The sequence below is a fragment of the Actinomadura oligospora ATCC 43269 genome (assembly GCF_000518265.1).
GTDB lineage: Bacteria > Actinomycetota > Actinomycetes > Streptosporangiales > Streptosporangiaceae > Spirillospora > Spirillospora oligospora.
The window spans coordinates 20548-41839 of sequence record NZ_KI912411.1 but is presented as its reverse complement, the minus strand read 5'-3'; the positions used below and the strand labels follow the sequence as shown (position 1 = coordinate 41839).

Here is a 21292-nt window from a genome sequence, read left to right as displayed (position 1 = left end):
CTCGCTCCCAACTGCCGCCTACACCTGCGTAGACGTTCCGCCCTTCATGGTAGTCACGTGATCATGATGGTCGATTCCGGACCCATGGTGTTGACGGATGGCCCGGAGGGTGTTGCGCTGAGTGATATGGCTCTCATTGAAGTGACCGAACTCGTGGAGCGCGGCCGGGCCCGTATAGCGGCGTCGAGCGGCGGTAACCGGTTCCTTGACCTACTGGAGGAAGGCGCGGTTCCGTGGGAACGTCTGGCCTGGTTGGCGGGCGAAGAGTTCCGAATCGTGGACAGCGACAGGCGGAGCTTCGCGCTGCTGGCGTCCCGGTTCGCGCAGGCACCTGCGGGGGAGTTCTTCCTCTCGCTCGCGCAGGGGGAAAACCACGCGTTCACGTTGCTCTCGGATTACGCTTCCGCGCTGGGGTGGAGTGAGAAGGATCTCATTTCCTATAAGCCCCGTCCGCGGGCGCAGTCTTATCCGGCTTATCTGGCTCAGCGGGCCGTTTTCGGGACGAGCAGTGAGGTCGCCTTGGCCATGCTCGCGAACCTGGAGGAGTGGGGAGGCTACTGCGCCCGGACGGCCGCCGCCCTGAGGTCGCGGTATGAGTTGTCCGAAGCGTCCGTGGCGTTCTTCAGTTACTTCGCCGAGACGCCGCCGGGATTTGTTGAGCAGGCAACGTCCGTCATCGCCGCTGGGCTGGAGGCGGGCGAGGATCCCGACGAAGCCGTCCGAGCAGCCGACTTCCTGCACGCGTACGAAGCCGACTTCTGGACGGCCTTGGCCGAAGGCCTCCCGTAAGCCTTGCCCTTGGCCGAACGAACGGAAGACCCGACTTATCCACAGAACGGGGTTCGGATCACTGTCGCGTGGCTGTCGCTGGAGTCTGGAAGGGCGTCACCGCCCAACACCAGACCGAAGGAGTCGCGATGACCCCCACCGACACCACCCGAGCCGGACTCTCCGACCGCCGGCTCGCCGCACGGCTCGACCTCGCCCGCTGGCAACTCCGGCTGGCCAGGGAGCACGGCATGTTCCCCGAGCCCGACCTGCCCGACGACCTCTGGAGCGCCGAGGCCCTCGCCCACTGCGCCGACCGCGTCGACGCGGTCAGGGCCGCGTTCGGAGCCGAACCGCCCATCGGCGCCGAACGCGCCGCCGTGCGCCTCGCCGCCCGCGTGAGGATGGACGTCGAGCGCGCCGACGTCGAGGTCCTCGTCGCGCAGGACGCCCTCGAGGTCATCGGCACGTACCGCGACCATCCTCTCTACCTGCTGCGCGACCTCGACGCCCTCGCACCTGAGACCGTCATCAAGGTCGTCCGCGCCCGCAAGGGCCCTCTCGTGGAGTCCGTCGAGCCCCGGGGCGCCGCCCGGATCCTCGCCTGGCCCCGCAGCACCTTCGACAGGGTCGCCGCCGAGCGTGCCCTCCCGGTCGACCGCCTCGGCCGCTACATCCTCACCGACATCCAGGCCCTCGCGGACGACGCCGACCTCCTCCAACTCGTCGAACAGGATCGCCGCCACGCGGCCCACCTCAAGGCCAAACGCATAGAGGAGCACTACGAGGAGGGGCTCCGTGACTGGCTTGACGCCTGCACCGCCTACCTCCACCACAAGACGGCCGAACCCCCGCCGGCGCCCACGCTCCGCCGCATCCTGCAGTCCCTCGTGACCGCCCGAGCCGAAACCGCCGCCCACGAAACCTAAGCCCCCAACACGGACGCAGGCGCACCACCATCGGCGAGCACGCGGCGACCTCCACGAGCGGAAACACCATGTAGGCCGGTGCTGCGAACACCGGTCGGGAAGGCACATCCATGCTCAGCGGAGTCGACGCCGAGGGCACGACCGCCAATGGCTTCGCGCTCATCGACGAGGTCGTCCGGGAGGGCGCGAGACAATGCTCGCCGCCGCCCTGGAAGCCGAAGCCGATGCCTGAATAGCCGAGTTGGCTGACGGCAGGGACCCGATCGCGGGCGGCGGGCTCGTGGTCCGCAACGGCCATCACCAGCCCCGCTCGGTGACCACAGCCGCGGGGACCGGCGAGGTCAAGGCAGCGCGCGTCAACGACAAGCGCATCGACGAGGCGAGCCGTGAACGCCCCCCACCTGGTCGCCCTTGTGTGGCCGGAGCCGCTTCGAACGCGATCGGTTCGTCGAACGCCCCGAGGCTCACGCAGCCTGACCACCTCAATCCCGGGGCGGGAACGGCGCGCTCCCGGGAGCGGATGCACAGGTCGAGGAATTCCACGATCTTCCATGGTTCCGCCCTCGCGGACGGGCTCCGGCGTGGCGTTGAACAGTTCGAACCGCGTCGGGTACCGCATGGTCAGGGCACGCGCGACCTCGACTGCTCTTGATTTATGCCTCGCTAGGCCGATGAGCCTGCCTGCTGTCTGAAGCCTTCCACTGTCCGCTTCCTGCCCCTGCGGGCCGGGAAGCGGAGCATCCCCGTGCTATGGAGGAGAGATGGAGACCGCATGAAGACGCTCTTCGTCAGCTACCGCGTCACCGACCTGGAGCGCTCGCTCGCCTTCTACGCCGCCTTGGGCTACGTCGAGTTGGGCATGGTCGACACCGGCGACGGGAGTCGCCTCGTGATCCTCAAGTTCCCCGGCGAACCGGAGGCCTCGCTCGAACTGGTCCACCGGCCCGTCGGCGGACGCGTCGACGTGGGCAGCGGATTCGACCACCTCGCGATCCAGGTGGACGCACTGGCCGCCACCCTGGAACGGCTGACCGACGCCGGTCTGGAGCCGGGTCCTGTCCAGCTTCCGGGCGGTCCACGCGGCCCGAAGACGTCGTGGCTCACCGACCCGGATGGCTACCGAATCGAGTTGGTGGAGTGGCCGCCCGGACACCCCGACGGAATCACCGCCGCGGACTTCTCCTGAGCGGTCCGGTGGCGGAGTGACGAAGCTTCGCTTCGGGCGACGCCGCGCAACGCGAGGCGGCATCCCGCCCCATCCACAGACCTTGACCATTACTCCCTGTACGGGGCGTTAGGCGGTCCTGCTCTTTTTCCTGGGACGGGGGCGGTGGGGTGGAAGGTCGAGGACGTTGAGTAGGCGGTCTCGGGCTTCGGTGCGGGAGACGGCGGGGAGACGATTGGGAAGCTTGCCCGTCAGGGCGGACGGCGCTGTTAGGAGGCCGTCATCGTCCACGGTCGCCTTGTCGCCTGGCCAGTCGCCCAGGAGGACGGCGGAGATCTGCGTGGGGTGGTGCGCCACGAGAGCGATGATCCGGTCGGCTTCCTGCTCGCAGTCGGCGGCGAGCAGGAGGCGGCGTCCGCTGGTCGCGCCGGTGTCCTTGCGAATCGCGAGCTCGGTTTCGAGGTAGGCGAGGGCCGCGTCCAGATTCCCGGGGATGAAGAGCGGCTCGATGCGGTCCTCGAGCAACTCGTCCTCGGAGAGGCCGAACAACGCGGTGGCGTCGGGACGGGGGATGACGACAAGGACGGTGTCGGCGCACTCCTCCAGCGCGGCGAGGGTGATGACCCGCACGGTGGCCGCCGCGCCGGAACCGGAGAGGCCCAGCATCGGGATCGCGAACGGGTCAATGGCCGGTCGATAGGAGAAATGCATCGGCCGTTCGTCGTTGAGGGGGTCGCCTCCGGGAGGGGGAAGTAGAGCGGCGCCTGCCAGCGCGTAGATCCGGTGACGGAAGGGATAGCCGCCCATCGCCGCGGCACAGAGGAACAGGCCGAGGAGAAGTAGCGGGCGGAGCGAGTCACTGAGCGAAGGTTGGTCTCCGGTATGAGGAGTGGTTCGGGCTCGTCGCGTAGCCGCTGGTGATGGCGTCGCCTCGGCCGATTGCCGAGCTGGATTCGGCGTGACTGAACTGCCTGGGGTCGGCTGCGCGTGAGGATCGTCTGTGGAGTGGTCGTGGGGCGAGAGGTTCGTGGGCCACTGGCCTTTGGAGTGGCCATTGTGCTTGCCGTGATGCGGGGACGTTTGGTTCGTCGGCGGCCCCGGGAGTTGTCCCCGCAGCACGGCTGCCCAAGCGGCATGGCATATCTGTGCCGTGAACCAGTGGGTGTAGGACTCTGGCTGAAGGCATGCGGCAGGCACCCTTCCGTGAGGAACGGGCTTCCACGTGGCGGAGGTATCGGGCCTGCCGGTACCGGCGTGCTTGGGGCCGGACGGTGCGGGGAAGCGCCGACTTCCCGTGTTCCGCTTGCCGTCCGGGCCGTATCCCGCCCCCATGAGGAAGGGCCCGCTGCTTCTGTTGGTGGTCGTGGGCTCAAAAAACAGAACCGGGATCGCGGGGCCGGTCTGTTCCGGGGCTGCGGAGCTCGGCCGCTCCAAGGCGTATGTGGTCGAGCGGTATCGCCGCCTCGCTCTGCTCGGCAGAGTGCTGATCATCGACTCCAGTTGCGACGCTGCGGGATTCAGTGAGATGGGGTGCGAGGAGCCGGATCTGCTGGCCAGGTGCGGGAGGCCTGCCGCTGCTTGCACGAAGGTCGTCCACTTCACGGGGATTACTTCGCTCACCTGTGCGGGCGGGAGTTCCGTGCGTGCCGGTGGTGGCGCGGCCGGACCCAGCGGTGTGGGGATTTGCTCGCGCGTCCACGAAGGCTTCGGGGGAGTCGGGAGGCCGGTATGCGCGCGAGAGAGCAGACCTGCGGCGTCGGTCAGGGGGCTCGACGGGGACGACGTCCGGTCGGGAGTCGCCTTGGGGGCGTGTGCGGGCAGGTAGAGGGCGCTGGCCAGAGCCGTGCAGCCGAGGAGGCCGCAGGTGCAGCGGAGCGGCCCGCCGGGTAGGCGTGTGTGGCCGAGGCTTGCCAGGAAACGGTTCATCTTCGCCTTGGGGGATCGCGGTGGTCACCGTCAGGAGGCCGATCGTAGCCACTTCAACTACAGAGCGTGGTGAATTGGTCACTGTTGATGATGGGCGAGTCGCTCCGGGCATCGGTACTCCGACTGCCGGAACGAGACCGAACTGCCCGTGGAATTCTCATGCCCTGCGGTTCGACCTGGCCTTGGAGTGCTGTGGTGGAGTCTGAAAGCGCAAGGTCAGTCAACTGATTGGGGGCTCGGTGCTCGAAGTTGACGGCATCTCGGCGGGCGGCACCTAGGAACATGTGAAGTGCATGGCGTTGACGTGGCAGGTTTACGACGCGGGTAGCCCCACCAGGGCCGACGCTCCCGGGCCATGGCCCGCATATGGCCCACGAATGGCGAGCGACGGTAGCGGCCGGTGGGGGTGGTGAGAAGAGAAGGCCACCTCCCGGTCGGCCCTGAGCGTGTCGTACGGCCAGGTCAGGGCACGCCCCCGCGCATGCGAAGGGGGCCTGGGCGGGTTCCGCTCTTGCAGGCGCTGAAGGTTCTCCTGTGGAGGGCTTCGCGGTCGGCCGGGGATGCTGGCCGACAAGGGGTTTGCCTGATCGCGACACGCCGGGGGCCGTGGAATCGACCACGTGTGGCCGAGAAGTTGTCGAATCGTGCGGAGTGGCGGCCGGTTTGCGGGGAATGTGTACGTTGGGGTAGATCATCAGTGCTGTGAACTGCGGGGACGTCCCCCGCCGGGCAGCGCGGTAGTCAGCCAGGAGGTACTCGTGACCCGCACTCTTCCGAGGGGCACCCGCGTGACGGGTGACCAGCGCATCGAGCTCGCCAAGGAGTTGGCACCCCGGTACCACGCCGGAGAGAGCATTCGTGATCTCGCCGCCGAGACCGGACGGTCCTACGGATTCATCTACAACGTCCTGAAGGAGGCCGACGTCAAATTGCGCGGCCGTGGCGGCAACACCAGGGGCAGGAAGAAGAGCAGCTGATCCGGCTGCCGTCGCCCTTCACTGAGGGCGCTTCGTCCTCCCGCGACCTGCCGATGAAGTCAGGCGCGTGGAGCGGCCGCCGTCAGGGCCGAGTGCGGCCATGGCGCGCGTGCGTACGAGGCCGAAGGTGACGCGGGCAAGGCAGGCGTCCGGCTCCCAGGGTGAGAGTCGGGCGATCAGGGGGGAACGGCCGTCTTCAGTGGGCGGCATTTGGGAGATGTGGCCGCTGCCCAGAGTGCGCGGCGGCTCCTGGAAGTCCTGCGGGCTTCACCAGCACTGATTCAGCGGAACCGCGCGGTGCGGCGCGGCAAGTTCGGGCTGCCCGGAATCGGGCGGAAACGGCCCGATTCCGGCCTCGCAGCCAGAGGACGCGGCTAGGACGTCGTGGAGATCCGGTCGTTGGAGTGGAGGGCGGCCAGGTCGGCTGCGGCGCGTCCGGCGACCCAGCCCTCGTAGTTGGAGACACGCCGGGCACGGCCTCGGGTCAGGGCAGGGAAAAGGTCGTTGACGGCCTGGTCCACCGCCTGATCGCGGGCGGACAGGACGGGCAGGAGGTCCTGGCGGGTGGCGGTGTCCTGCGCGGCCTCCTGCGTGGCGCGGGCGCTCGCGGCGTGGAGGCGCTCGCCGATACGGGCCGCGTAGGCGTTGAGGAAGGCGTGCCGGAAGGAACGTGTCCGGGACCGGCCCAGGGTGTCCTGTTGGGATCCCGCTCGAACCATCGCCGATGTGGCCTGTACCAGGAGAGACGTGAAGAGCATCTCGGTGGCGGCCAGGTCTGCGGGGAAGCCCAAGACCGTGGACAGGCCCAGTTCCCGATGCCACACGGCACGGCAGCGATTGGCCTCCGCGACCACGGTCAGCAGGACGGCCTTGGGTGACTCGTACGGCGCGTCCACCGGGATACGGCAGCCGTTCGGGCCGGTGGGGCCGTCTTTGGAGACGGACAGCAGAGCATGGTCGATGCTGTGCTTGGTCATGAGTTCCTGGGCGCGGGCGCTGAGCGCCTCGGCCTCCTCGGGGAACTCCGTGGACTCCGCCTTCGCCAACAACGCCCGGACTTTACTCAGCATCTTCTGATCAGGCGCAGCGGCGGAGGCCCGCCTCACGGACGCCTCGCTTCGGACGGCCGTCCCAGGAAGCGGTCCGATCAGCGCCAGGCGCGGTAGGGCGGCCAGCACGCGCAGCAGTTCCAGTACAGCCGCCACAGAAGCCGAAACGGGGACGGCCTCGCGCGTGCGCCAGGTTCGGAGGCGCTCTTCATCGGCGTTCCACCAGACCTCGGCCCCCAGTGCCTCGAGCTGGGCACGCCAACGGGCGTCCACGGTGGCCGCGCCATAGGACCGCATCTCGTCGGCGATGGCGTCCACGAGAAGCGAACGGTGCCGCCCGCTCAATTCGCGTGCGGTGTGGCGCGCCAGGTCCGTCGGAAGCCAGCCGCGCTCCCAGGCGATGCGCACCGAGTGCCGCAGGCGGCGGACGAGCGCCAGATCAACGGTTCGCGGGTCGGCCGGGAAACCGGAGAGCCGTTCCACGCACAGTGACCAAGTGGACGCGTCGTCCAGTGTGAGGGCTTCCAGAGCGGCGCTGACCAGCGTTTCCGCAGCGTCACGTGCCGTCGCGGCCTGGTCGTCGGATTCGCCTGGACGGCCCGTTCCGCGCGCCCACGAGCGCGTCGCCTCCCGCCATCGCCGCGAATCCGGCACCCCGCGCTCCTCTCCGATCACCTGTCCCGCATCCTGCCACGGGTCCGAAGAAGAACGTTCCAATGAGCCGCCGGGCCGACTTCACAGGCGGAGAAACCGGGACGGCCGCCCGCCTCTCGTGGAGGAACGGGCGGCCGTATGCCGAAGGGGGACGGTCAGCTGGGTGACCGGCCGTCCCCCCGGAGCTCCTCGACGACCACGCTCTGGTACTCGCGGGTCGTGTCCGGGGCGTAGGTGAGGCGGGCGAGCGCGCGGCCCAGCGGGTCGCGGATCTCAAAGCGGTAGTGCTCGCTGGTCCGGCCCACGTGCGCGACGGCCTGGTCGTGGCGCAGCCGGCACATGGTGTCGACCTTCTCGAGTGCGACCTCGAGGCTTCCGGCTTCCGTGATGCGCCGCGGAGGCTCGCCTGTCTCCCAGATCTCGAACATGGTCGCGTCCTGTCGGCGGTACGGGGTGGGGCGTCGGGCCGGGGCAGGCGGCATGGAGAAGGCGGGGTGGGAGTCCGCGTCGGCCACGGCTGTGGAGTCGCCGATCGCGGACCATTGCGTTAGGGGCATGTCAGAACTCGCCAGGAGTCATGGGACGGTGTCGCGGGGTTGACCCAGACAGCTTGCGCTCAAATCGTGGATCTTTCAATCAGTCCAGGTCTCGGCTTGATCACTATTGGATGCGGCCCGCGCGCGGGCGGTGACGCGCTGTCCCGGGGGCTCAGGCGGACGCGACGATGTTGATCTGGTGGTCCGTAGCGTCCGGCTCGGTGAAGCGCAGGAGGGATTCGCCTTCGGCGGTCAGCGCCTCGACGGCCTCACGGGGGAGCGGCTCGAAGGGGCGGAGGCGCAGTGTCGCGATCTTGCGCTTACGTTCCAGCTCCCAAAGGCCCGCTGCGAAGCCGTCCCAGAGGAAAACGGCACGGACACGCAGGTTCTTGGTGGTGAGCAGCGGGCGGTGCGCGTCGGCGATGATCCGCTGCCGATCGGCATGCGCGAGGACGAGATTGTCGAACTCGGGAAGAAAACGTGCCGGGACGTCGACGTCCTCGTGCGGGCGCGGTGCGTCGGGCAGGTCGAACAGCTCGCGGCCCCGCTCGTCCTGGAATGTCCGGAGCTTGGGACGCAGGCGCTCCAACGCCGCTCCCAATGCCGCCAGGCCCGACCAGGTCTGCGCGTCCGCAGCCGTGGCCGGGCCGAACGCCGCCAGGTACCGCAGCGCGAGCGCCTCGTCGTCCGGCGTGTCGGAGATCGGGGCGTGGAGCCAGGTGTCGGCGAGGGTGAACGAGGCGGTGCGCGGGAACCCCCAACGGTCCTCCGTCGGCACCATCGTCAGCGGCAGCCACATGCGGACGGCATATCCGAGCGCGCGGTCGTTGACCTCCGGAAAGTCCTCCTGGAGCAGGGCGCGCAGCTCGTTGAAGGTGCGCGGCCCCTCCGTGAGGTGCCGCCGTGCCGCCGCGAGCACCGCCGGACGGTCCAGGCCCGCCGCCCGGTCGCCGAGGACCTTCAACGCCCCGTCCAACATCGGCTGGAGCGTCGTCCGCAGCGCCGCGTAGTCGGTGGCCGCCACCAGGTGCAGCGTTCCGCGCAGGAATGTCGCCCGCACCACGGACCGGTCCTGGAGGACGCCGTGCAGATCTTCGGCGCTGAACCCCTCCACGCGCGACCACAGACCGAGGAACGGCGGCTTCGGCTCCTGCGCCTGGAGCCCGCCGAGCCGTCCGACCGCTTCGGGGACCGGGACGGCCTCCCGGGCCAGCAGCATCTGCCGTGCGAGCGTCGCCCGGTTCAGCTGACGCAGGCTAAGGGGCTCGGTCATGGACGGTCGCCTTTCACTAGATCGCCGCGACCCTAACGCGGCGGGTCTCCAGCATCGGCCCTTAAGAAGAGGTGGACGGCCGAGGGCCTTTTGTACCGTGCGCCCAGATGCTCAGCAGGATCAGCAGGGCCATAAGGACGCCGGAGACGGCGACCGCATGCCCGCTCCAGGAGGAGGCGACCGCCAACAACCCGATCACCGGCATGCCCCACGCGTACGGGGCGTCCGCCCCGTGCGGGCGCACGAGCAGCCACCAGACCACCAGCAGGTAGCAGAACACCGGGATCGTCAGGGCCAGCCCCGCCGTCGTGGACGAGATGTGCGCCTCGTGCGTCGCGTAGGCGGCGTTCACCGCGATCCCCGCGCCGACGGCGGCGCCGGACGCGTAGATCACGTAATGCCCGTACCCCCAGGCGATCGCCTTCCTCAGCGTCGTGAGCAGCCCGGCCGAGGACATCGAGAAGTACACCCACCACATGCCGAACACGGTGACCAGGCCCCCGGCCGCGACCGTGTAGAGCCGGAACGAGGCGTCGCCGGACAGGGCGTCCCGCACCGCGTTGGTGGACGACAGGACCGTCTCGCCCAGCACGATGATCGTCAACAGCCCGTACCGCTCGGTGATGTGGTGCGGGTGCCAGGTCGTCAGGCCGGCGGCCTCCGCCCACGGCGGGACGAGCAACTCGGCGACGATCCCGGCCGCGATCAGCCAGGGCTGCCGGTCGTGGGGCGCGGCGAACGCGACCAGGAGCCAGTAGAGGGTGCAGGCGCTCTCGCCTGCGGCGAAGCGGAGCATGGTCGTCCGGTGGGCGGGATCGCCGCCCGCCGCCCGGAGCCGCTGGGACTCCAGGCCCAGCCGCATGATCGCGATGCCGGCCACCAGGACCCGCAGGTCCTGGTGGTCGAAGGCGCGGGGGACGCCCGCCGACAGCACCAGGGCCCCGGCCATGACCACCATGGTCGCCAGCCGGAAGTAGGTGTCGTCGGTGTCGTAGGCGGAGGCGAACCAGGTGTAGTTCAGCCATGACCAGTTGATCGCCGCGAAGATCACCAGGAACGCCACGACGCCGCCGAGAACGTGGCCCTCGGCGAGCGCGTGCTCCAGGCGCGCGGCGTCGGCGCCGACGGCGACCACGAAGCAGAGGTCGAAGAACAGCTCGAGGGAGGACGCCACCCGGTGCCGCTCGGCGGGGTCGCGGGCCTCCATGCGGCGCCGCCACGGGCGGCCGACGATCACGGGGCGCTCGGTCATGAGCGCATCGTAAGGAACCGGTGACTTGCGATCACCGAACGGCCCCCGACCGCGCGCCGCGCCCGCCGGGTTCCGATCTTTCTTGTCCGGCCGCGCGCCCGGGAGTTCGGGTCCGGGGCTCGTCCTACGACGCCGCGAGGCGCGGGAAGCCCTATGACATAGGGGCTGGTGGCGGATGGTGCGGGGCTCGCCGAGGGGTCGCGGACGGGCGTTCGGGAGGGGTGCGAACGAGCGTCCGGGGCGGGGGTGACGCACGAAGATCCGTGAATCTGCACGTGCATCAGATCTTGCACCTGCACGCTATTCCTAGCAGGATTGCCCCCGGCCCCCGCACGTGAACTCCCCGGAGATCGCGATGACCGCACATCTCAGCGACAGCGACCGACAGGCGCTTCGCCTCGCCCACGACCTGCGCGAACAGCTGGCCCGGAACCTTCCGGACCACATCGCGTCACCGTCGATCTCCCCCTATGTCGACCCCGCCGGACGGCCGAGCGTGCTCGTCCGGCTGGACGACGAGACCGCCCGTGCGCTGATCACCGCGCTGGGCGACCGGGGGGTTCCACCGGCTCCCGAGCCGCGTCGGATGGACGGTTCACTGCACGCTCCGCAGCCCGCGCCAGCTCCGGCACAGGCACCGACTCCACAGCAGCCCTACGGCAATCCCGAGCCCCGTTATGGCGCTCCGGATCAGCCCTCGGCCTCGCCGTTCGCGGCGCAGCCGGGCGGGCAGTTCGCGACGCAGCCGGGGGCTCAGGCCCCCTTCGCGCAGCAGCCGGCGGCGGCCATGCCGTCCGGCCCGTCCTTCGGCGACGGCCCTGCCTACGGAGAGGGCCCCGCTTACGGTGACGGCCCTGCCTATGGAGAGGGTGGCCCTGCCTTTACCAATGGGCCCGCCTATGCGGACGGTCCGGCCATGCCGTCGCCGTTCCATGACGGTCCGGCGATGCCGTACCAGGAGGGGCCGGGCATGCAGGACCCGTTCGCGCCCGCTCCAACGGCCGTGAACACCGGCGGGTACCCCGCCGTGAACACAGGCGGGTACCCCACCTTCCGCTGAGAAGCAGGGGGCGGACGCGCCGTTGAGACGGCCGCGCCGCCGACCGCCTGGAGCCTTGGCCCCTCTTGACCTTTGAGGGGCGTGGTGGCCCAAGCTCCACACCGGCGCTGACGCACAGCCCGGGAGACGGGAAGTCTCCCGGGCTTTCGTGTGTTTGAGACCGGCATGCTCGGCCGTCGAGAGGTCGAGATCTTCCGAGTGGCCCCCTGGATGACCCCAGGGCGGCCCCAGGAGGGCCCAAGCGAGATCAAAGGGCCGTCCGCGGACCGGATTCCCATGTGATCCAGCTGACAGCAAGCCGAATGCAAAGCGCTGAAAGCCCATATCTACAAGGGGTCCGAGAAAGAAGATCTACCTTTCGGAAAGTAAAGTAGGCTGAGATTTGACAGAGCCGTGGTAATGCCACGTATGGTGGTCCATGGCTGCGGGTCAAGAGCCATTGACCCGGCCTTTTCATAGCCGTCATGCCCCGTTCGCCAGACGGGGACCCCGGCACCGGAACGCGGTCGTCCATGCAGCGTCCGCCCAGGTAGAGGCAAGTCGCCCCCTGGCCGGTGTCTCCGCACACTCACCCGGTCCGCCGCAGCGCGGGTCGTAAGTCGCGGCCCGTCCGCAGGTGTGCGCACGGAATCTCCCTCCCGTTGTCGCGGGGTTTCAAGCGCGGGTTTCCGTCTGATGGCTTTCTCCCGAGCGATGCCTCGGGACCGTTTCCACACTCCGCCCGGGCCCCCGCCCGGCCTGGAAACGGCTGCCCAGTCCGCCGAACAAAGGATTTCCATGCAGAAGCGTGCGCTCAACATCGCCATCACCGCTCTCACCGGCTCCACCCTGGCCGGATTCCTGGTGGCGGGTGTCGCGATGGCAGGCGACGAGACCCCCGAGCGCGGGAAGCTCACGGCTCAGCACACCCAGGCCGCGCTGGACCTCTCCCGCACCCAGGAGCAGACCGCGGCCCAGCACAAGGCCGAGGCGCAGAAGAAGGCCGCCCACAAGGCCGCCGCGCAGAAGAAGGCCGCCAAGGCCAAGAAGGCCGCGCAGCCGAAGGCGCTGCTCGCCGGCAAGACCACCGCGTCCTACTTCTGGGACGACGGCTCCGGCGTCAACGGCGACACCGGCGCCCCCGCCAGTGGCAAGCCGATGCAGAAGGGCATGTTCGCCAGCCCGAGCTGGCCGATGAACACCAAGGTCAAGGTCAGCTACAACGGCCGCACCGTCGTCGGCTTCGTCGGCGACCGTGGCCCGGGCGAGCCGTCCAGCCGTGGCGTCATGCTCGACCTGGACACCTACACCTTCCGGTACCTGCTCGACGGCGGCAAGCCCGACAGCAAGTACAACACCGGCTCCAGCGAGGGTCACCTCAACGGCGTCAAGTGGGAGGTCCTGTCCTGGGGCGCCGGCTCCGGCAAGGGCATGCCGAAGGCCATGTGATCTCGGCCTTAAGGCGATCACCGAACGCGCGAAGGGCGTTCCACCGACCAAGGGCCGGCGGAACGCCCTTCGCGCGTCTGCGCGTCTGCGCGTCTGCGCGGCCTGTGTCCGCGTGGGCCCGTGTCCGCGCAGTCCGTAGCGGCAGGGCCGGGCGCGGGAGGCCTCGTCGGGCGACGGGAACGGATGAGCGGATCGTTCCGGAGCGCCGAAAAGGGGTTGCCGGGGCTGGTTTCGGCCGGGCCGAGCCTTCAGGATGGCGGATGCGCCGCCCCTGCGGCCGTCCCCCCAAGGGAGGTTCCCAGCCATGACCGAACCGCCTTCCCCCGGGCCCGGGCTCGCCAGCAAGATCGTCGCTGGCGTGCTGCTGGTCCTGCCGTTCCCCGTCTACCTGGCCGTCCCGTCCTACGCCAAGATCACCCCGCGCCTCGCGGGCTTCCCGTTCTTCTACTGGTGGCAGCTGCTCTGGGTGGTGCTGACCGCGGTCTGCATCGGCTCGGCGCACCTGCTGACCCGGCGGAGGGGCGGTGGGGCCCGGTGAAGGACGTCAAGGGCCTCGAACTGACGATCTTCGTCTTCTTCTTCGTGGCCGTCACCGTGGTCGGGTTCGCCGCCGCGCGCTGGCGGCGCGGCCAGACCCTCATGCACCTGGACGAGTGGGGCCTCGGCGGACGCAGCTTCGGCACGTTCGTCACCTGGTTCCTGCTCGGCGGCGACCTCTACACCGCCTACACCTTCGTCGCCGTGCCCGCCGCGGTCTTCGCGGGCGGCGCGATGGGCTTCTGGGCGGTGCCCTACGCCGCGATCGCCTACCCGATCGTGTTCCTCGTCGGGCCGAGGCTGTGGTCGGTGTCACACCGGCACGGTTACGTGACCACCGCCGACTTCGTCCGGGGGCGGTTCGGGTCGAGGGGGCTCGGCCTGGCGGTGGCGCTGACCGGCATCCTGGCGATGATGCCGTACATCGCGCTGCAGCTCGTCGGCATCCAGGCCGTCCTCACCGTGATGGGCGTCACCGGGTCCGGCCTCGCCCGGGACCTGCCGCTGTTCATCGCGTTCGCGCTGCTGGCGGCCTACACCTTCACCTCCGGGCTGCGCGCCCCGGCGCTGATCTCCTTCGTCAAGGACACGCTGATCTACCTGACGATCATCGTGGCGGTGCTGTACATCCCGTCCAAGATCGGTGGGTGGGGGCACATCTTCGACGCCTCGCAGGCGTCGCTGGCCAAGCCGAACCCGGTGACCGGCAAGCCGTCCGGCTCGCTGATCACCTCGAACATGACCCACTGGGCCTACGGGACGCTGGCGCTCGGCTCCTCGCTCGCGCTGTTCATCTATCCGCACACCGTGACCGGCGCGCTCGCCGCCGGACGGCGCGACGTGATCCGCCGGAACGCCGCGCTGCTGCCCGCCTACTCGCTCGTCCTGGGCTTTCTGGCGCTGCTCGGTTACATGGCGCGGGCCACGCCCGAGGTCGCCCAGGGGGTCGCCAAGGCGAAGAACCCGCAGCTCGCGGTGCCGCTGCTGTTCGACCACGCGTTCCCGCAGTGGTTCACCGGGCTGGCGTTCGCCGCGATCGGCGTCGGCGCGCTGGTCCCGGCGGCGATCATGTCGATCGCCGCGTCCAACCTGTTCACCCGCAACGTCTACACCGCCTTCCTCCGCCCGGACGCCACGCCCGCGGAGGAGACGCGGGTCTCGCAGTTCGTGTCGCTGCTGGTGAAGGTCGGCGCGCTGGTGTTCGTCCTGGGCTTCGACAAGTCGCTGGCGATCAACCTGCAGCTGCTCGGCGGGATCTGGGTCGTGCAGACCTTCCCGGCCCTCGCGATCGGCGTGTTCACGCGCTGGTTCCACCGGTGGGCGCTGCTCGCCGGATGGGCGGTCGGCATGGTCTACGGCACCTGGACGGCCTACGACACCTCGTCCCCGACGCAGAAGCACTTCGGGCAGTCGATCGCCGACATCCCGTTCGTCGGGCACACCGGCTACATCGCGCTCACCGCGTTCGTGTTCAACATCGCCGTCGCGGTGGTGCTGACCGTGGTGTTCCGCCTGGTCAAGGTCCCGGACGGGGCGGACGAGACCGACCCGTCCGACTACACGGCCGACGCGACGGACCGTCCGGCCGAGCCTGGAGACCCGGGCGACGCGGGCCGTGAGCTGACCCCGGCCTCGGGCTGACACGGCGGTTGAGAGGGGCCCCGGGAGCCGCGCGAGGATCCCGGGGCTTCTCTTTCGCACCGCCCTGCGGTAAGCATGTGCTTACCATGGTGGACACCTCGACGCTCATCGTGCGCGGCCCCGAGACCGTCACCTGGCGGGTCGTCCTCGACCCGCTGATGATGGTGGCGGGGGTCCGCGCGCTCATGCTCCAGGCGCTCCAGCCGACCACGATGCGCGGCGTCTGGCAGAACTCCGACTTCCTGGAGGAGCCCCTCGAGCGGCTCTTCAACACCGCCCACTTCGTCACGGTCACCGCGCTCGGCACGCCCGCGCAGGCCGACGAGCTCGGCGCGCGGGTCCGGGCCGTCCACCGGACGCTGCGGATCAAGGACCCGGACACCGGCCGCACCCACCGCGTGGACGATCCGGAGCTGCTGCGGTGGGTGCACTGCGCCGAGGTGTCGTCGTACCTGGAGGTCATCGAGCGCGGCGGGCTGCGGCTCACGCCCGCCGAACGCGACCGGTACTACGACGAGCAGCGGCGGACGGCGACCTACGTCGGCCTCCACGCCGAGGACGTCCCGGGCGGCGTCGCCGAGATGGCCGCCTACTTCGACCGGGCCCGCGCCGAGCTGGACCTCCGGGTGATCCCCGAGTCCCGCGCGACCGTGCGGTTCCTGCTGTGGCCGAAGATGCCGCGCAAGCTGCGGCTGCTCGCCCCCTTCAAGCCACTCTGGCTGCCGATCGGGATGCTCGCCTACTTCACGCTCCCGCGCTGGGCACGGGAGGAGTACCGGGCGCTGCCCGAGGTCCCGGGCGTCCAGCCGCTGGTCACCCTGGGATTGCGTGTCGGCCGCTTCCTGGTCGCGCGGATACCCGAGAGGATCGCCGGACGGCCGTTCAAGCCCGAGACGCGCGAGCTGATGGCCGATCTTCCACGCCGCCTGGCGGAGTCGGGCGTCCGGCCACGCCGCAAGCTCTTGAAGGTGCGGGTCTGAGGCTGGAGACACCAAGGCGCGAGGCCTCGGGCGCCTCAGGCGTCGGCGATGAAGGCGTGGGCGCGGCGGAACAGGCCGAGGGTGATCGAGTGCAGCAGGTCGCCGGTCTCCTTGGGGGCCTTTCCAGCGAAGGCCCGCGCGTGCGTGCCCTCGAGGACGATGCCGAGCTTGAAGCAGGCGAGCACCGCGTACCAGGTGATGGACGACAGGTCCCGTCCGGCGACGGCCTCGGGCCGCTCGGCGTAGGCCGCGACGAGTTCGGAGGCGGACGGCAGGCCGCCCGCGGCGCCGAGCGGCCCGGCCAGCAGGGCGCCCTCGTCGTCCCGGTCGGGCCAGGTGGCCAGCAGCCAGCCGAGGTCCAGCAGCGGGTCGCCGATTGTGCACATCTCCCAGTCGACGATCGCCGCGACGTCCGGGCCGTCGAAGGAGTACATGAGGTTGGCCAGGTGGTAGTCGCCGTGCATGATCCCCGGACGCCAGGTCGCGGGGCGGTTGGCCTCCAGCCAGGCGGCGACCGTCTCCAGGCCGGGGATCTCCGGACCCGGGTAGCCGTCCAGGGACGCGTAAGACTCCAGCTCGGACGTCCAGCGCGGGACCTGCCGCTCCAGGAAGCCGTCCGGCTTGCCGAAGTCGGCGAGACCGGCGGCCTCGTGGTCCACCGCGCCGAGCGCGGACAGCGACCGCGCGGCCGACAGGCCCATCGAGTGCCGGATCCCGGCGTCCCCGGCGTGCAGGTCGGGGAGGGAGACCGTCGCGTTGAAGCCCTCGACCGGCGTCATCAGGTAGAACACCGCGCCGTCGAGGACGGTCTCGTCCGGACAGGACGCGATGATCCGCGGCGCCGGGACGCCGGTGCCGTCCAGCGCGGTCAGCACGCGGGCCTCGCGGCGCAGCACGTCGTTGGTCCGGGCGCGCAGGTGCCGCGGCCCGCGCCGCAGGACGTAGCCGCGTCCGCCGCGGCGGAACCGGACCAGGATGTTCTGGGTGCCGCCGCTGAGCGGCGTGACGGCCTCGAACGGCCCGCCGGGCAGGTCCTGCTCGTCCATCCACGCGCCGAGGACGTCGAAGTCCACGACGGCGGGGTCGATCTGCTCGGGCTGCGGCACGGTCCGGTCCTTCCCTCGGTCTCTACCGGAGAGTAACAGCGGGTTCGCCCAGGTCCGCGCCCGGGCCTGGCTCCCGTCGGTGAGACCGGAAAGGCGAGCGAAGCGCCTATATCCGGGTGATCCAGGACGATCTCCGGTGCTACGGTCACCCTGCCGGCCGCGGGACTTCGGTGCGACTTCCGGAAACCGCCTTTAATGCGATCATTCGCTGCTCGTGCCCTCACACCCCGGCCGGCGCCTCAGACCTGGAGCGCCCATGACCGAGACGATCGCCGACCTGGTCGCCTGCGAGGACGTGCTGACCTTCGTCAACGCGGCGATCACCGGGACGGGCCAGCGCGAGTTCCACCACGACGCGGCCGAGCAGCGGTTCTCCCTCGGCTTCCTCCACGAGTACATGCGGGAGAACTACCGCGAGCTGTACGCCGCGACGCTGGCGCTGGACGTCAACGACCACAACGCGGCGCTGATCGTCCGCGGCCTGCTGGCCACCGCCCGCGACGCCGGCGAGGCCCAGCGCCGCCTGGAGGGACGGCTCATCGCGCGCAGGTTGGAGACGCTCCCGCCGCAGCGGGTGTACCGGCTGTTCCGCGCCCTGCGCCGCGACGGCGTCAACAACCGCCGGACCCGCGCGATCATCCGGGACTGGCTGCTCGCCCGCCCCGACCTGGCGTTCGACGCGGTCAAGTACCGCAGCGCCCTGAAGGACGCCGTCCGGCACGCCCACCTCGACACGCGCGCGCTCGTCCCGGACGCCCCCCAGCACGTCCAGGACGAGATCGGACGCCTCTTCTACAGCGCGACCGGCCCGCCGTTCATCACGCCGATCTTCGAGACCTGGCGGCAGGCGCACTACGCGCAGGAGGCGGTCTACAAGCTGCCGTTCACCGTCGCGGAGGGCTTCGCCGCCGCGCACGGCATCCCGCGCAAGCGCTTCCTGGAGCGTGCCGAGAAGAACATGACCCGGCTGGAGCGGCTCCGCCTCCAGGGGCACGCGGGCCAGAAGAAGACCACGATCGACATCGACCTCGCGACGGTGCCGCTGACCCGCCTGGCCACCTATGTCCTGTCGCTGCCGCTGGACGAGCGGTCCAGGCGGCGCGCCGAGCTGACCGGGGCACTGCGCGCCGCCGCCCGCCGCGCAGCCGGACCCGACGCCGGACGCTGGGGACGCGTCGCCGCGGTCCTGGACGACAGCTTCTCCACGGTCGGCTCGGCCGAGAAGCGCCGCCGGCCCCTGGCCGTCGCGCTCGGCGGCCACTTCCTGCTGGAGGCCCTCGCGGGGGAGTACCGCCCGTTCTGGACCTCCGGCCGCGCCGACGCGCTGCTGCTGTACCCGTTCGGGCCGACGCCCCTCGGCACCCGCGTCCTGGACGCCCTCGATACCTCCCCGGACCGCCTCGTGATCATCTCGGACGGCTTCGACAACGCCCCGCCCGGCCTGGCCGCCGAGGTCCTGCGCGTCTGGCGGACCCGCCTCGACCCCGGCCGCCGCGTCTCGATCACGCACCTCAACCCGGTCTACGACGCCACCGACTTCGACGTCCGGCGGCTCGCCCCGACCGTCCCGACGGCGGGCGTCCGCGACGCCGAGGACCTGCTCACCCTCGTCGAGCTGGCACGGTTCGCCGAGGGACGCGTCGGCCTGCCCGAACTCCGCGTCCACCTCGACTCCCGCGTCGCCCGCTTCCTCACCCCGCCGGAGCCCCGCCGTCCCGGGAACGCCGCGGAGCCGCCGAACACCACGACCGCGGCCAGCGAAGAAGCAGGCGAGACGGAGAACGCGGGCGGCGAACAGATCGCGAAGACGGAGGCGCAGTGAACACCGACCTCCCGCCCGAGCCCACCCGGGACACCGAACTGTGGCGCGGGCCGGGCTGGGTCCGCCGCGCCGGGCTCGTCACCATGCCCGCGCAGACGTGGAACTCGATCCGCCTGGTCCCGCTCGTCCGGGACGAGCCGATCGAAGGGCTGCGGCTCGACCGCCGGGTCTACGACGAGCCGTCCATCGTGGACGTCGGCGACCGCACCCATTATCTCTCCTACATCCCGCACGCGTTCGTCGCCCGCTGGGAGGGCGACGGCGATGGGACGACCGCCTCCTACGGGACGCGCCTGCTCGCCCGCGACGACAAGGGCATCGCCCCGGCGGGCCTGCCGATCCGGGTGCGCCGCCGGATGGCGCGCCGCCTGGCGGGCGACCGGCTGCGGTTCCTGCCGCTGCACCTGGCCGTCGAGGGCTACCTCGCGCTGCACTTCGGCGGGCCGCAGATCGCCTGGGACGAATGGTCGCGGCGGGCGCTGGCGTCCGGACTGTCCCCGCGCGAGGAGAGCGCCTACCTGGGCGCGAGCGTCGCGGGCCTGGCCGACGCGCTGCGGCTCTTCGAGATCCACCCCGGGCAGTGCGGCGTGCTGGTGTACGTCGCGGACGCCCTGGCGAGCGCGTTCGTCGTCCCGCACCCGGACGACTACCGGGCCCTGCACCCGACCCTGGTCGAGGACCTGTTCGGCGAGCTCGTCTACCAGTACGGACGGCTGTGGCTGCCCGTCCCCGACCTCGCCGAGCCGATCGACGCGACCGCGGTCGGCTCCCTGCCTGACCTGCGCGCCGAGGCCGAACGGCGGATCCGCGGCTGGGCCGACTTCCATGACGAGCTGATGGCCGAGGAGGTCTTCGACCGGCCCGGACGCTCCGAGCTCGTCCAGCGGATGCGGGACGTCCGGCTGTACCGGTTCCTGCCGTCGTTCACGCCCGGACGCCCCAACCACATCGGCGAGGAGATCATCGTCGGCGCGGGGGACGGGCAGCGGCTCGCCTACCTCAAGACGTTCCGGCTGTCCGAAACCCAGATCCGGCGCGGTCACCTGCTGACCAGGCTGGCCGCGCACGACTGGCGGCTCGCCGACACCGCCGCCGCCCTCGGCGTCGGCGAGGCGGCGCTGGCGCTGCGGCTCCAGCGCGCGGGCTTCGGATACCTCCTGCGCCAGGACGTCCTCGACCACTACCGGGCCTCGGCCCGCCGCCGTCGGCCCTCCCGCCGCTGACCACACGCACGCGAAAAGGCCCAGACCGCGAGAAGCGGATCCGGGCCTTCGAGCGGAAGCGGATCAGTCGCGCAGACCGGCGAACAGGTCGTTCTCCGGAAGAGCGGCGCCCACGTGGCTGTAGCGGCGGACGAACGCCTCGAAGCCGAACACCCTCGCCTGCACGTCGTCCGGGATGCGCAGGAGGAAGATGTTCTCGCCCTGGCTGGCGTGCGCCTCCAGCGCCTTGCGCTTGCGCTGGACGTGCGCCGACACGTCCACCACGGTCGTGATCAGCTCGTCGGGCGTGCCGAAGTCGTCCGGAAGCTCGTCGCCCAGGTCGAGCCCGGACTTCTTCGCCTCCTCGAACATCGTCTCGATGCCCGAGCGCGGGACCGCCGTCTCGTAGAACTTGCGCGGGATGCCGGTGCTCTCGGCCGCCGCGACCGCGATCCGGTGGGCCTGGATGTGGTCCGGGTGGCCGTAGTTGCCGTTGTCGTCGTAGGTGACCACGACGTCCGGACGGTACTTCTCCATCAGCTCGGCGAGCCGGGCCGCCGCGTCCTCGACCGGGACGTTGGCGAAGGCGCGCGGGTCCTCGTTGGTGGACCAGCCGACCATGCCCGAGTCGCGGTAGCCGAGCAGTTCGACGTGCTCGATGCCCAGGATGGACGTGGACTCGCGCAGCTCGGCCAGCCGGACCCGCGCCACGCCCTCGGCGTCGTGCCCCTCGTCCTGCGGCTTCAGCCCGCCCGCGTCGTCGCCCTGCTCGCCGTTGGTGCAGGTCACCAGGACGGCCCGGTGGCCCTCGGCGGCGGCCCGCGCGAGGACGCCGCCCGTCCCGAGGACCTCGTCGTCCGGGTGGGCGTGGACCGCCATCAGGGTCAGTGGGTGCTCCATCGTGCGGTTACTCCTCGTTGGCTGGGGGACTGCCGCCCGCCCGTGGGCTGGGCGGCAACCACTCTACGAGTCCCCTCCGACAGAACC

General features: G+C 70.5%; 19 protein-coding genes. 12 read left to right on the top strand and 7 right to left on the bottom strand.

Features of this window, described 5'->3' with window-relative positions; all coding sequences use genetic code 11:
- Nucleotides 1-63 precede the first annotated feature (63 nt).
- The 4 genes from P696_RS50680 (at nucleotide 64) to P696_RS0137200 (ending at nucleotide 2883) form a co-directional block, all read left to right on the top strand.
- Nucleotides 64-789, top strand: a complete 726-nt coding sequence (locus P696_RS50680) for a thiaminase II/PqqC family protein (protein WP_245627991.1) — start codon at nucleotides 64-66, stop codon at nucleotides 787-789.
- A 128-nt stretch (nucleotides 790-917) separates the two neighbouring features.
- Complete coding sequence (locus P696_RS53360) at nucleotides 918-1697, top strand: hypothetical protein (protein ID WP_051468718.1); 780 nt, start codon at nucleotides 918-920, stop codon at nucleotides 1695-1697.
- Nucleotides 1698-1807: 110 nt separating this feature from the next.
- Complete coding sequence (locus P696_RS58960) at nucleotides 1808-1933, top strand: hypothetical protein (protein ID WP_281175029.1); 126 nt, start codon at nucleotides 1808-1810, stop codon at nucleotides 1931-1933.
- Nucleotides 1934-2469: 536 nt separating this feature from the next.
- Nucleotides 2470-2883, top strand: coding sequence for a VOC family protein (locus P696_RS0137200; protein WP_026416294.1), 414 nt, complete (start codon nucleotides 2470-2472; stop codon nucleotides 2881-2883).
- 108 nt (nucleotides 2884-2991) lie between these two features.
- Here P696_RS0137200 and P696_RS0137195 read toward each other — a convergent pair whose 3' ends face one another.
- The gene (locus P696_RS0137195; protein WP_026416293.1) at nucleotides 2992-3573 is read right to left on the bottom strand and encodes a hypothetical protein; all 582 of its coding nucleotides are present in this window, start codon (nucleotides 3571-3573) and stop codon (nucleotides 2992-2994) included.
- Between the two features lie 1973 nt (nucleotides 3574-5546).
- Here P696_RS0137195 and P696_RS0137190 point away from each other — a divergent pair.
- Nucleotides 5547-5765, top strand: coding sequence for a helix-turn-helix domain-containing protein (locus P696_RS0137190; protein WP_084338801.1), 219 nt, complete (start codon nucleotides 5547-5549; stop codon nucleotides 5763-5765).
- A gap of 374 nt (nucleotides 5766-6139) precedes the next feature.
- Here P696_RS0137190 and P696_RS0137185 read toward each other — a convergent pair whose 3' ends face one another.
- From P696_RS0137185 to P696_RS0137170, 4 genes are all read right to left on the bottom strand, one after another.
- Nucleotides 6140-7468: a DUF2786 domain-containing protein gene (locus P696_RS0137185; protein WP_157430148.1), complete on the bottom strand. Its 1329-nt coding sequence runs from the start codon at nucleotides 7466-7468 to the stop codon at nucleotides 6140-6142.
- Nucleotides 7469-7623: 155 nt separating this feature from the next.
- Entirely contained in the window at nucleotides 7624-7896 is a 273-nt protein-coding gene (locus P696_RS0137180) for a hypothetical protein (RefSeq protein ID WP_026416290.1), read from the bottom strand.
- Between the two features lie 280 nt (nucleotides 7897-8176).
- The gene (locus tag P696_RS0137175) at nucleotides 8177-9277 is read right to left on the bottom strand and encodes a winged helix DNA-binding domain-containing protein (protein WP_026416289.1); all 1101 of its coding nucleotides are present in this window, start codon (nucleotides 9275-9277) and stop codon (nucleotides 8177-8179) included.
- 61 nt (nucleotides 9278-9338) lie between these two features.
- Entirely contained in the window at nucleotides 9339-10529 is a 1191-nt protein-coding gene (locus P696_RS0137170) for a low temperature requirement protein A (RefSeq protein WP_026416288.1), read from the bottom strand.
- A gap of 355 nt (nucleotides 10530-10884) precedes the next feature.
- Here P696_RS0137170 and P696_RS0137165 point away from each other — a divergent pair, with 355 nt between their 5' ends.
- The 5 genes from P696_RS0137165 (at nucleotide 10885) to P696_RS50665 (ending at nucleotide 16175) form a co-directional block, all read left to right on the top strand.
- Nucleotides 10885-11589, top strand: coding sequence for a hypothetical protein (locus P696_RS0137165; protein WP_026416287.1), 705 nt, complete (start codon nucleotides 10885-10887; stop codon nucleotides 11587-11589).
- A gap of 777 nt (nucleotides 11590-12366) precedes the next feature.
- Nucleotides 12367-13017 carry an RlpA-like double-psi beta-barrel domain-containing protein gene (locus P696_RS53355; RefSeq protein WP_026416286.1) on the top strand — a complete coding sequence of 217 codons (651 nt, stop codon included), beginning with the start codon at nucleotides 12367-12369 and terminating at the stop codon, nucleotides 13015-13017.
- A 304-nt stretch (nucleotides 13018-13321) separates the two neighbouring features.
- Nucleotides 13322-13555 carry a DUF3311 domain-containing protein gene (locus P696_RS0137155; RefSeq protein ID WP_034489017.1) on the top strand — a complete coding sequence of 78 codons (234 nt, stop codon included), beginning with the start codon at nucleotides 13322-13324 and terminating at the stop codon, nucleotides 13553-13555.
- On the top strand, nucleotides 13552-15195 hold the full coding sequence (mctP, locus tag P696_RS0137150; protein WP_026416284.1) for a monocarboxylate uptake permease MctP: 1644 nt from the start codon (nucleotides 13552-13554) through the stop codon (nucleotides 15193-15195). Before P696_RS0137155 ends, mctP begins: the two co-directional genes overlap by 4 nt.
- Nucleotides 15196-15281: 86 nt before the next feature.
- The gene (locus P696_RS50665; RefSeq protein ID WP_064744256.1) at nucleotides 15282-16175 is read left to right on the top strand and encodes an oxygenase MpaB family protein; all 894 of its coding nucleotides are present in this window, start codon (nucleotides 15282-15284) and stop codon (nucleotides 16173-16175) included.
- Nucleotides 16176-16210: 35 nt separating this feature from the next.
- Here the strand turns inward: P696_RS50665 and P696_RS0137140 are convergent, their stop codons facing one another.
- Nucleotides 16211-17281 carry a phosphotransferase family protein gene (locus P696_RS0137140; protein ID WP_026416283.1) on the bottom strand — a complete coding sequence of 357 codons (1071 nt, stop codon included), beginning with the start codon at nucleotides 17279-17281 and terminating at the stop codon, nucleotides 16211-16213.
- A gap of 256 nt (nucleotides 17282-17537) precedes the next feature.
- Between P696_RS0137140 and P696_RS50660 the strand changes: the two genes are divergently transcribed.
- Nucleotides 17538-19103, top strand: coding sequence for a hypothetical protein (locus P696_RS50660; protein WP_064744254.1), 1566 nt, complete (start codon nucleotides 17538-17540; stop codon nucleotides 19101-19103).
- Nucleotides 19100-20326 (top strand): ARPP-2 domain-containing protein, encoded by a 1227-nt coding sequence (locus tag P696_RS0137130; RefSeq protein ID WP_245627962.1) that lies wholly within the window; start codon nucleotides 19100-19102, stop codon nucleotides 20324-20326. The genes P696_RS50660 and P696_RS0137130 overlap by 4 nt, the downstream gene beginning before the upstream one ends.
- A gap of 63 nt (nucleotides 20327-20389) precedes the next feature.
- On the opposite strand, the gene P696_RS0137125 is transcribed toward P696_RS0137130, so the two are convergent.
- Nucleotides 20390-21205 carry a PIG-L family deacetylase gene (locus P696_RS0137125; protein WP_026416281.1) on the bottom strand — a complete coding sequence of 272 codons (816 nt, stop codon included), beginning with the start codon at nucleotides 21203-21205 and terminating at the stop codon, nucleotides 20390-20392.
- Nucleotides 21206-21292: the final 87 nt, after the last annotated feature.

What these genes read in the sequence shown, in the direction of transcription:
- P696_RS0137175 (WP_026416289.1), bottom strand. Translation starts at nt 9,277, where the DNA reads ATGACCGAGCCCCTTAGCCTGCGTCAGCTGAACCGGGCGACGCTCGCA.
- P696_RS0137125 (WP_026416281.1), bottom strand. Translation starts at nt 21,205, where the DNA reads ATGGAGCACCCACTGACCCTGATGGCGGTCCACGCCCACCCGGACGAC.
- P696_RS0137170 (WP_026416288.1), bottom strand. Translation starts at nt 10,529, where the DNA reads ATGACCGAGCGCCCCGTGATCGTCGGCCGCCCGTGGCGGCGCCGCATG.
- P696_RS0137165 (WP_026416287.1), top strand. Translation starts at nt 10,885, where the DNA reads ATGACCGCACATCTCAGCGACAGCGACCGACAGGCGCTTCGCCTCGCC.
- P696_RS50665 (WP_064744256.1), top strand. Translation starts at nt 15,282, where the DNA reads ATGGTGGACACCTCGACGCTCATCGTGCGCGGCCCCGAGACCGTCACC.
- P696_RS50680 (WP_245627991.1), top strand. Translation starts at nt 64, where the DNA reads ATGATGGTCGATTCCGGACCCATGGTGTTGACGGATGGCCCGGAGGGT.
- P696_RS0137180 (WP_026416290.1), bottom strand. Translation starts at nt 7,896, where the DNA reads ATGTTCGAGATCTGGGAGACAGGCGAGCCTCCGCGGCGCATCACGGAA.
- P696_RS53355 (WP_026416286.1), top strand. Translation starts at nt 12,367, where the DNA reads ATGCAGAAGCGTGCGCTCAACATCGCCATCACCGCTCTCACCGGCTCC.
- P696_RS0137155 (WP_034489017.1), top strand. Translation starts at nt 13,322, where the DNA reads ATGACCGAACCGCCTTCCCCCGGGCCCGGGCTCGCCAGCAAGATCGTC.
- P696_RS58960 (WP_281175029.1), top strand. Translation starts at nt 1,808, where the DNA reads ATGCTCAGCGGAGTCGACGCCGAGGGCACGACCGCCAATGGCTTCGCG.
- P696_RS0137200 (WP_026416294.1), top strand. Translation starts at nt 2,470, where the DNA reads ATGAAGACGCTCTTCGTCAGCTACCGCGTCACCGACCTGGAGCGCTCG.
- P696_RS50660 (WP_064744254.1), top strand. Translation starts at nt 17,538, where the DNA reads ATGACCGAGACGATCGCCGACCTGGTCGCCTGCGAGGACGTGCTGACC.
- P696_RS53360 (WP_051468718.1), top strand. Translation starts at nt 918, where the DNA reads ATGACCCCCACCGACACCACCCGAGCCGGACTCTCCGACCGCCGGCTC.
- P696_RS0137195 (WP_026416293.1), bottom strand. Translation starts at nt 3,573, where the DNA reads ATGCATTTCTCCTATCGACCGGCCATTGACCCGTTCGCGATCCCGATG.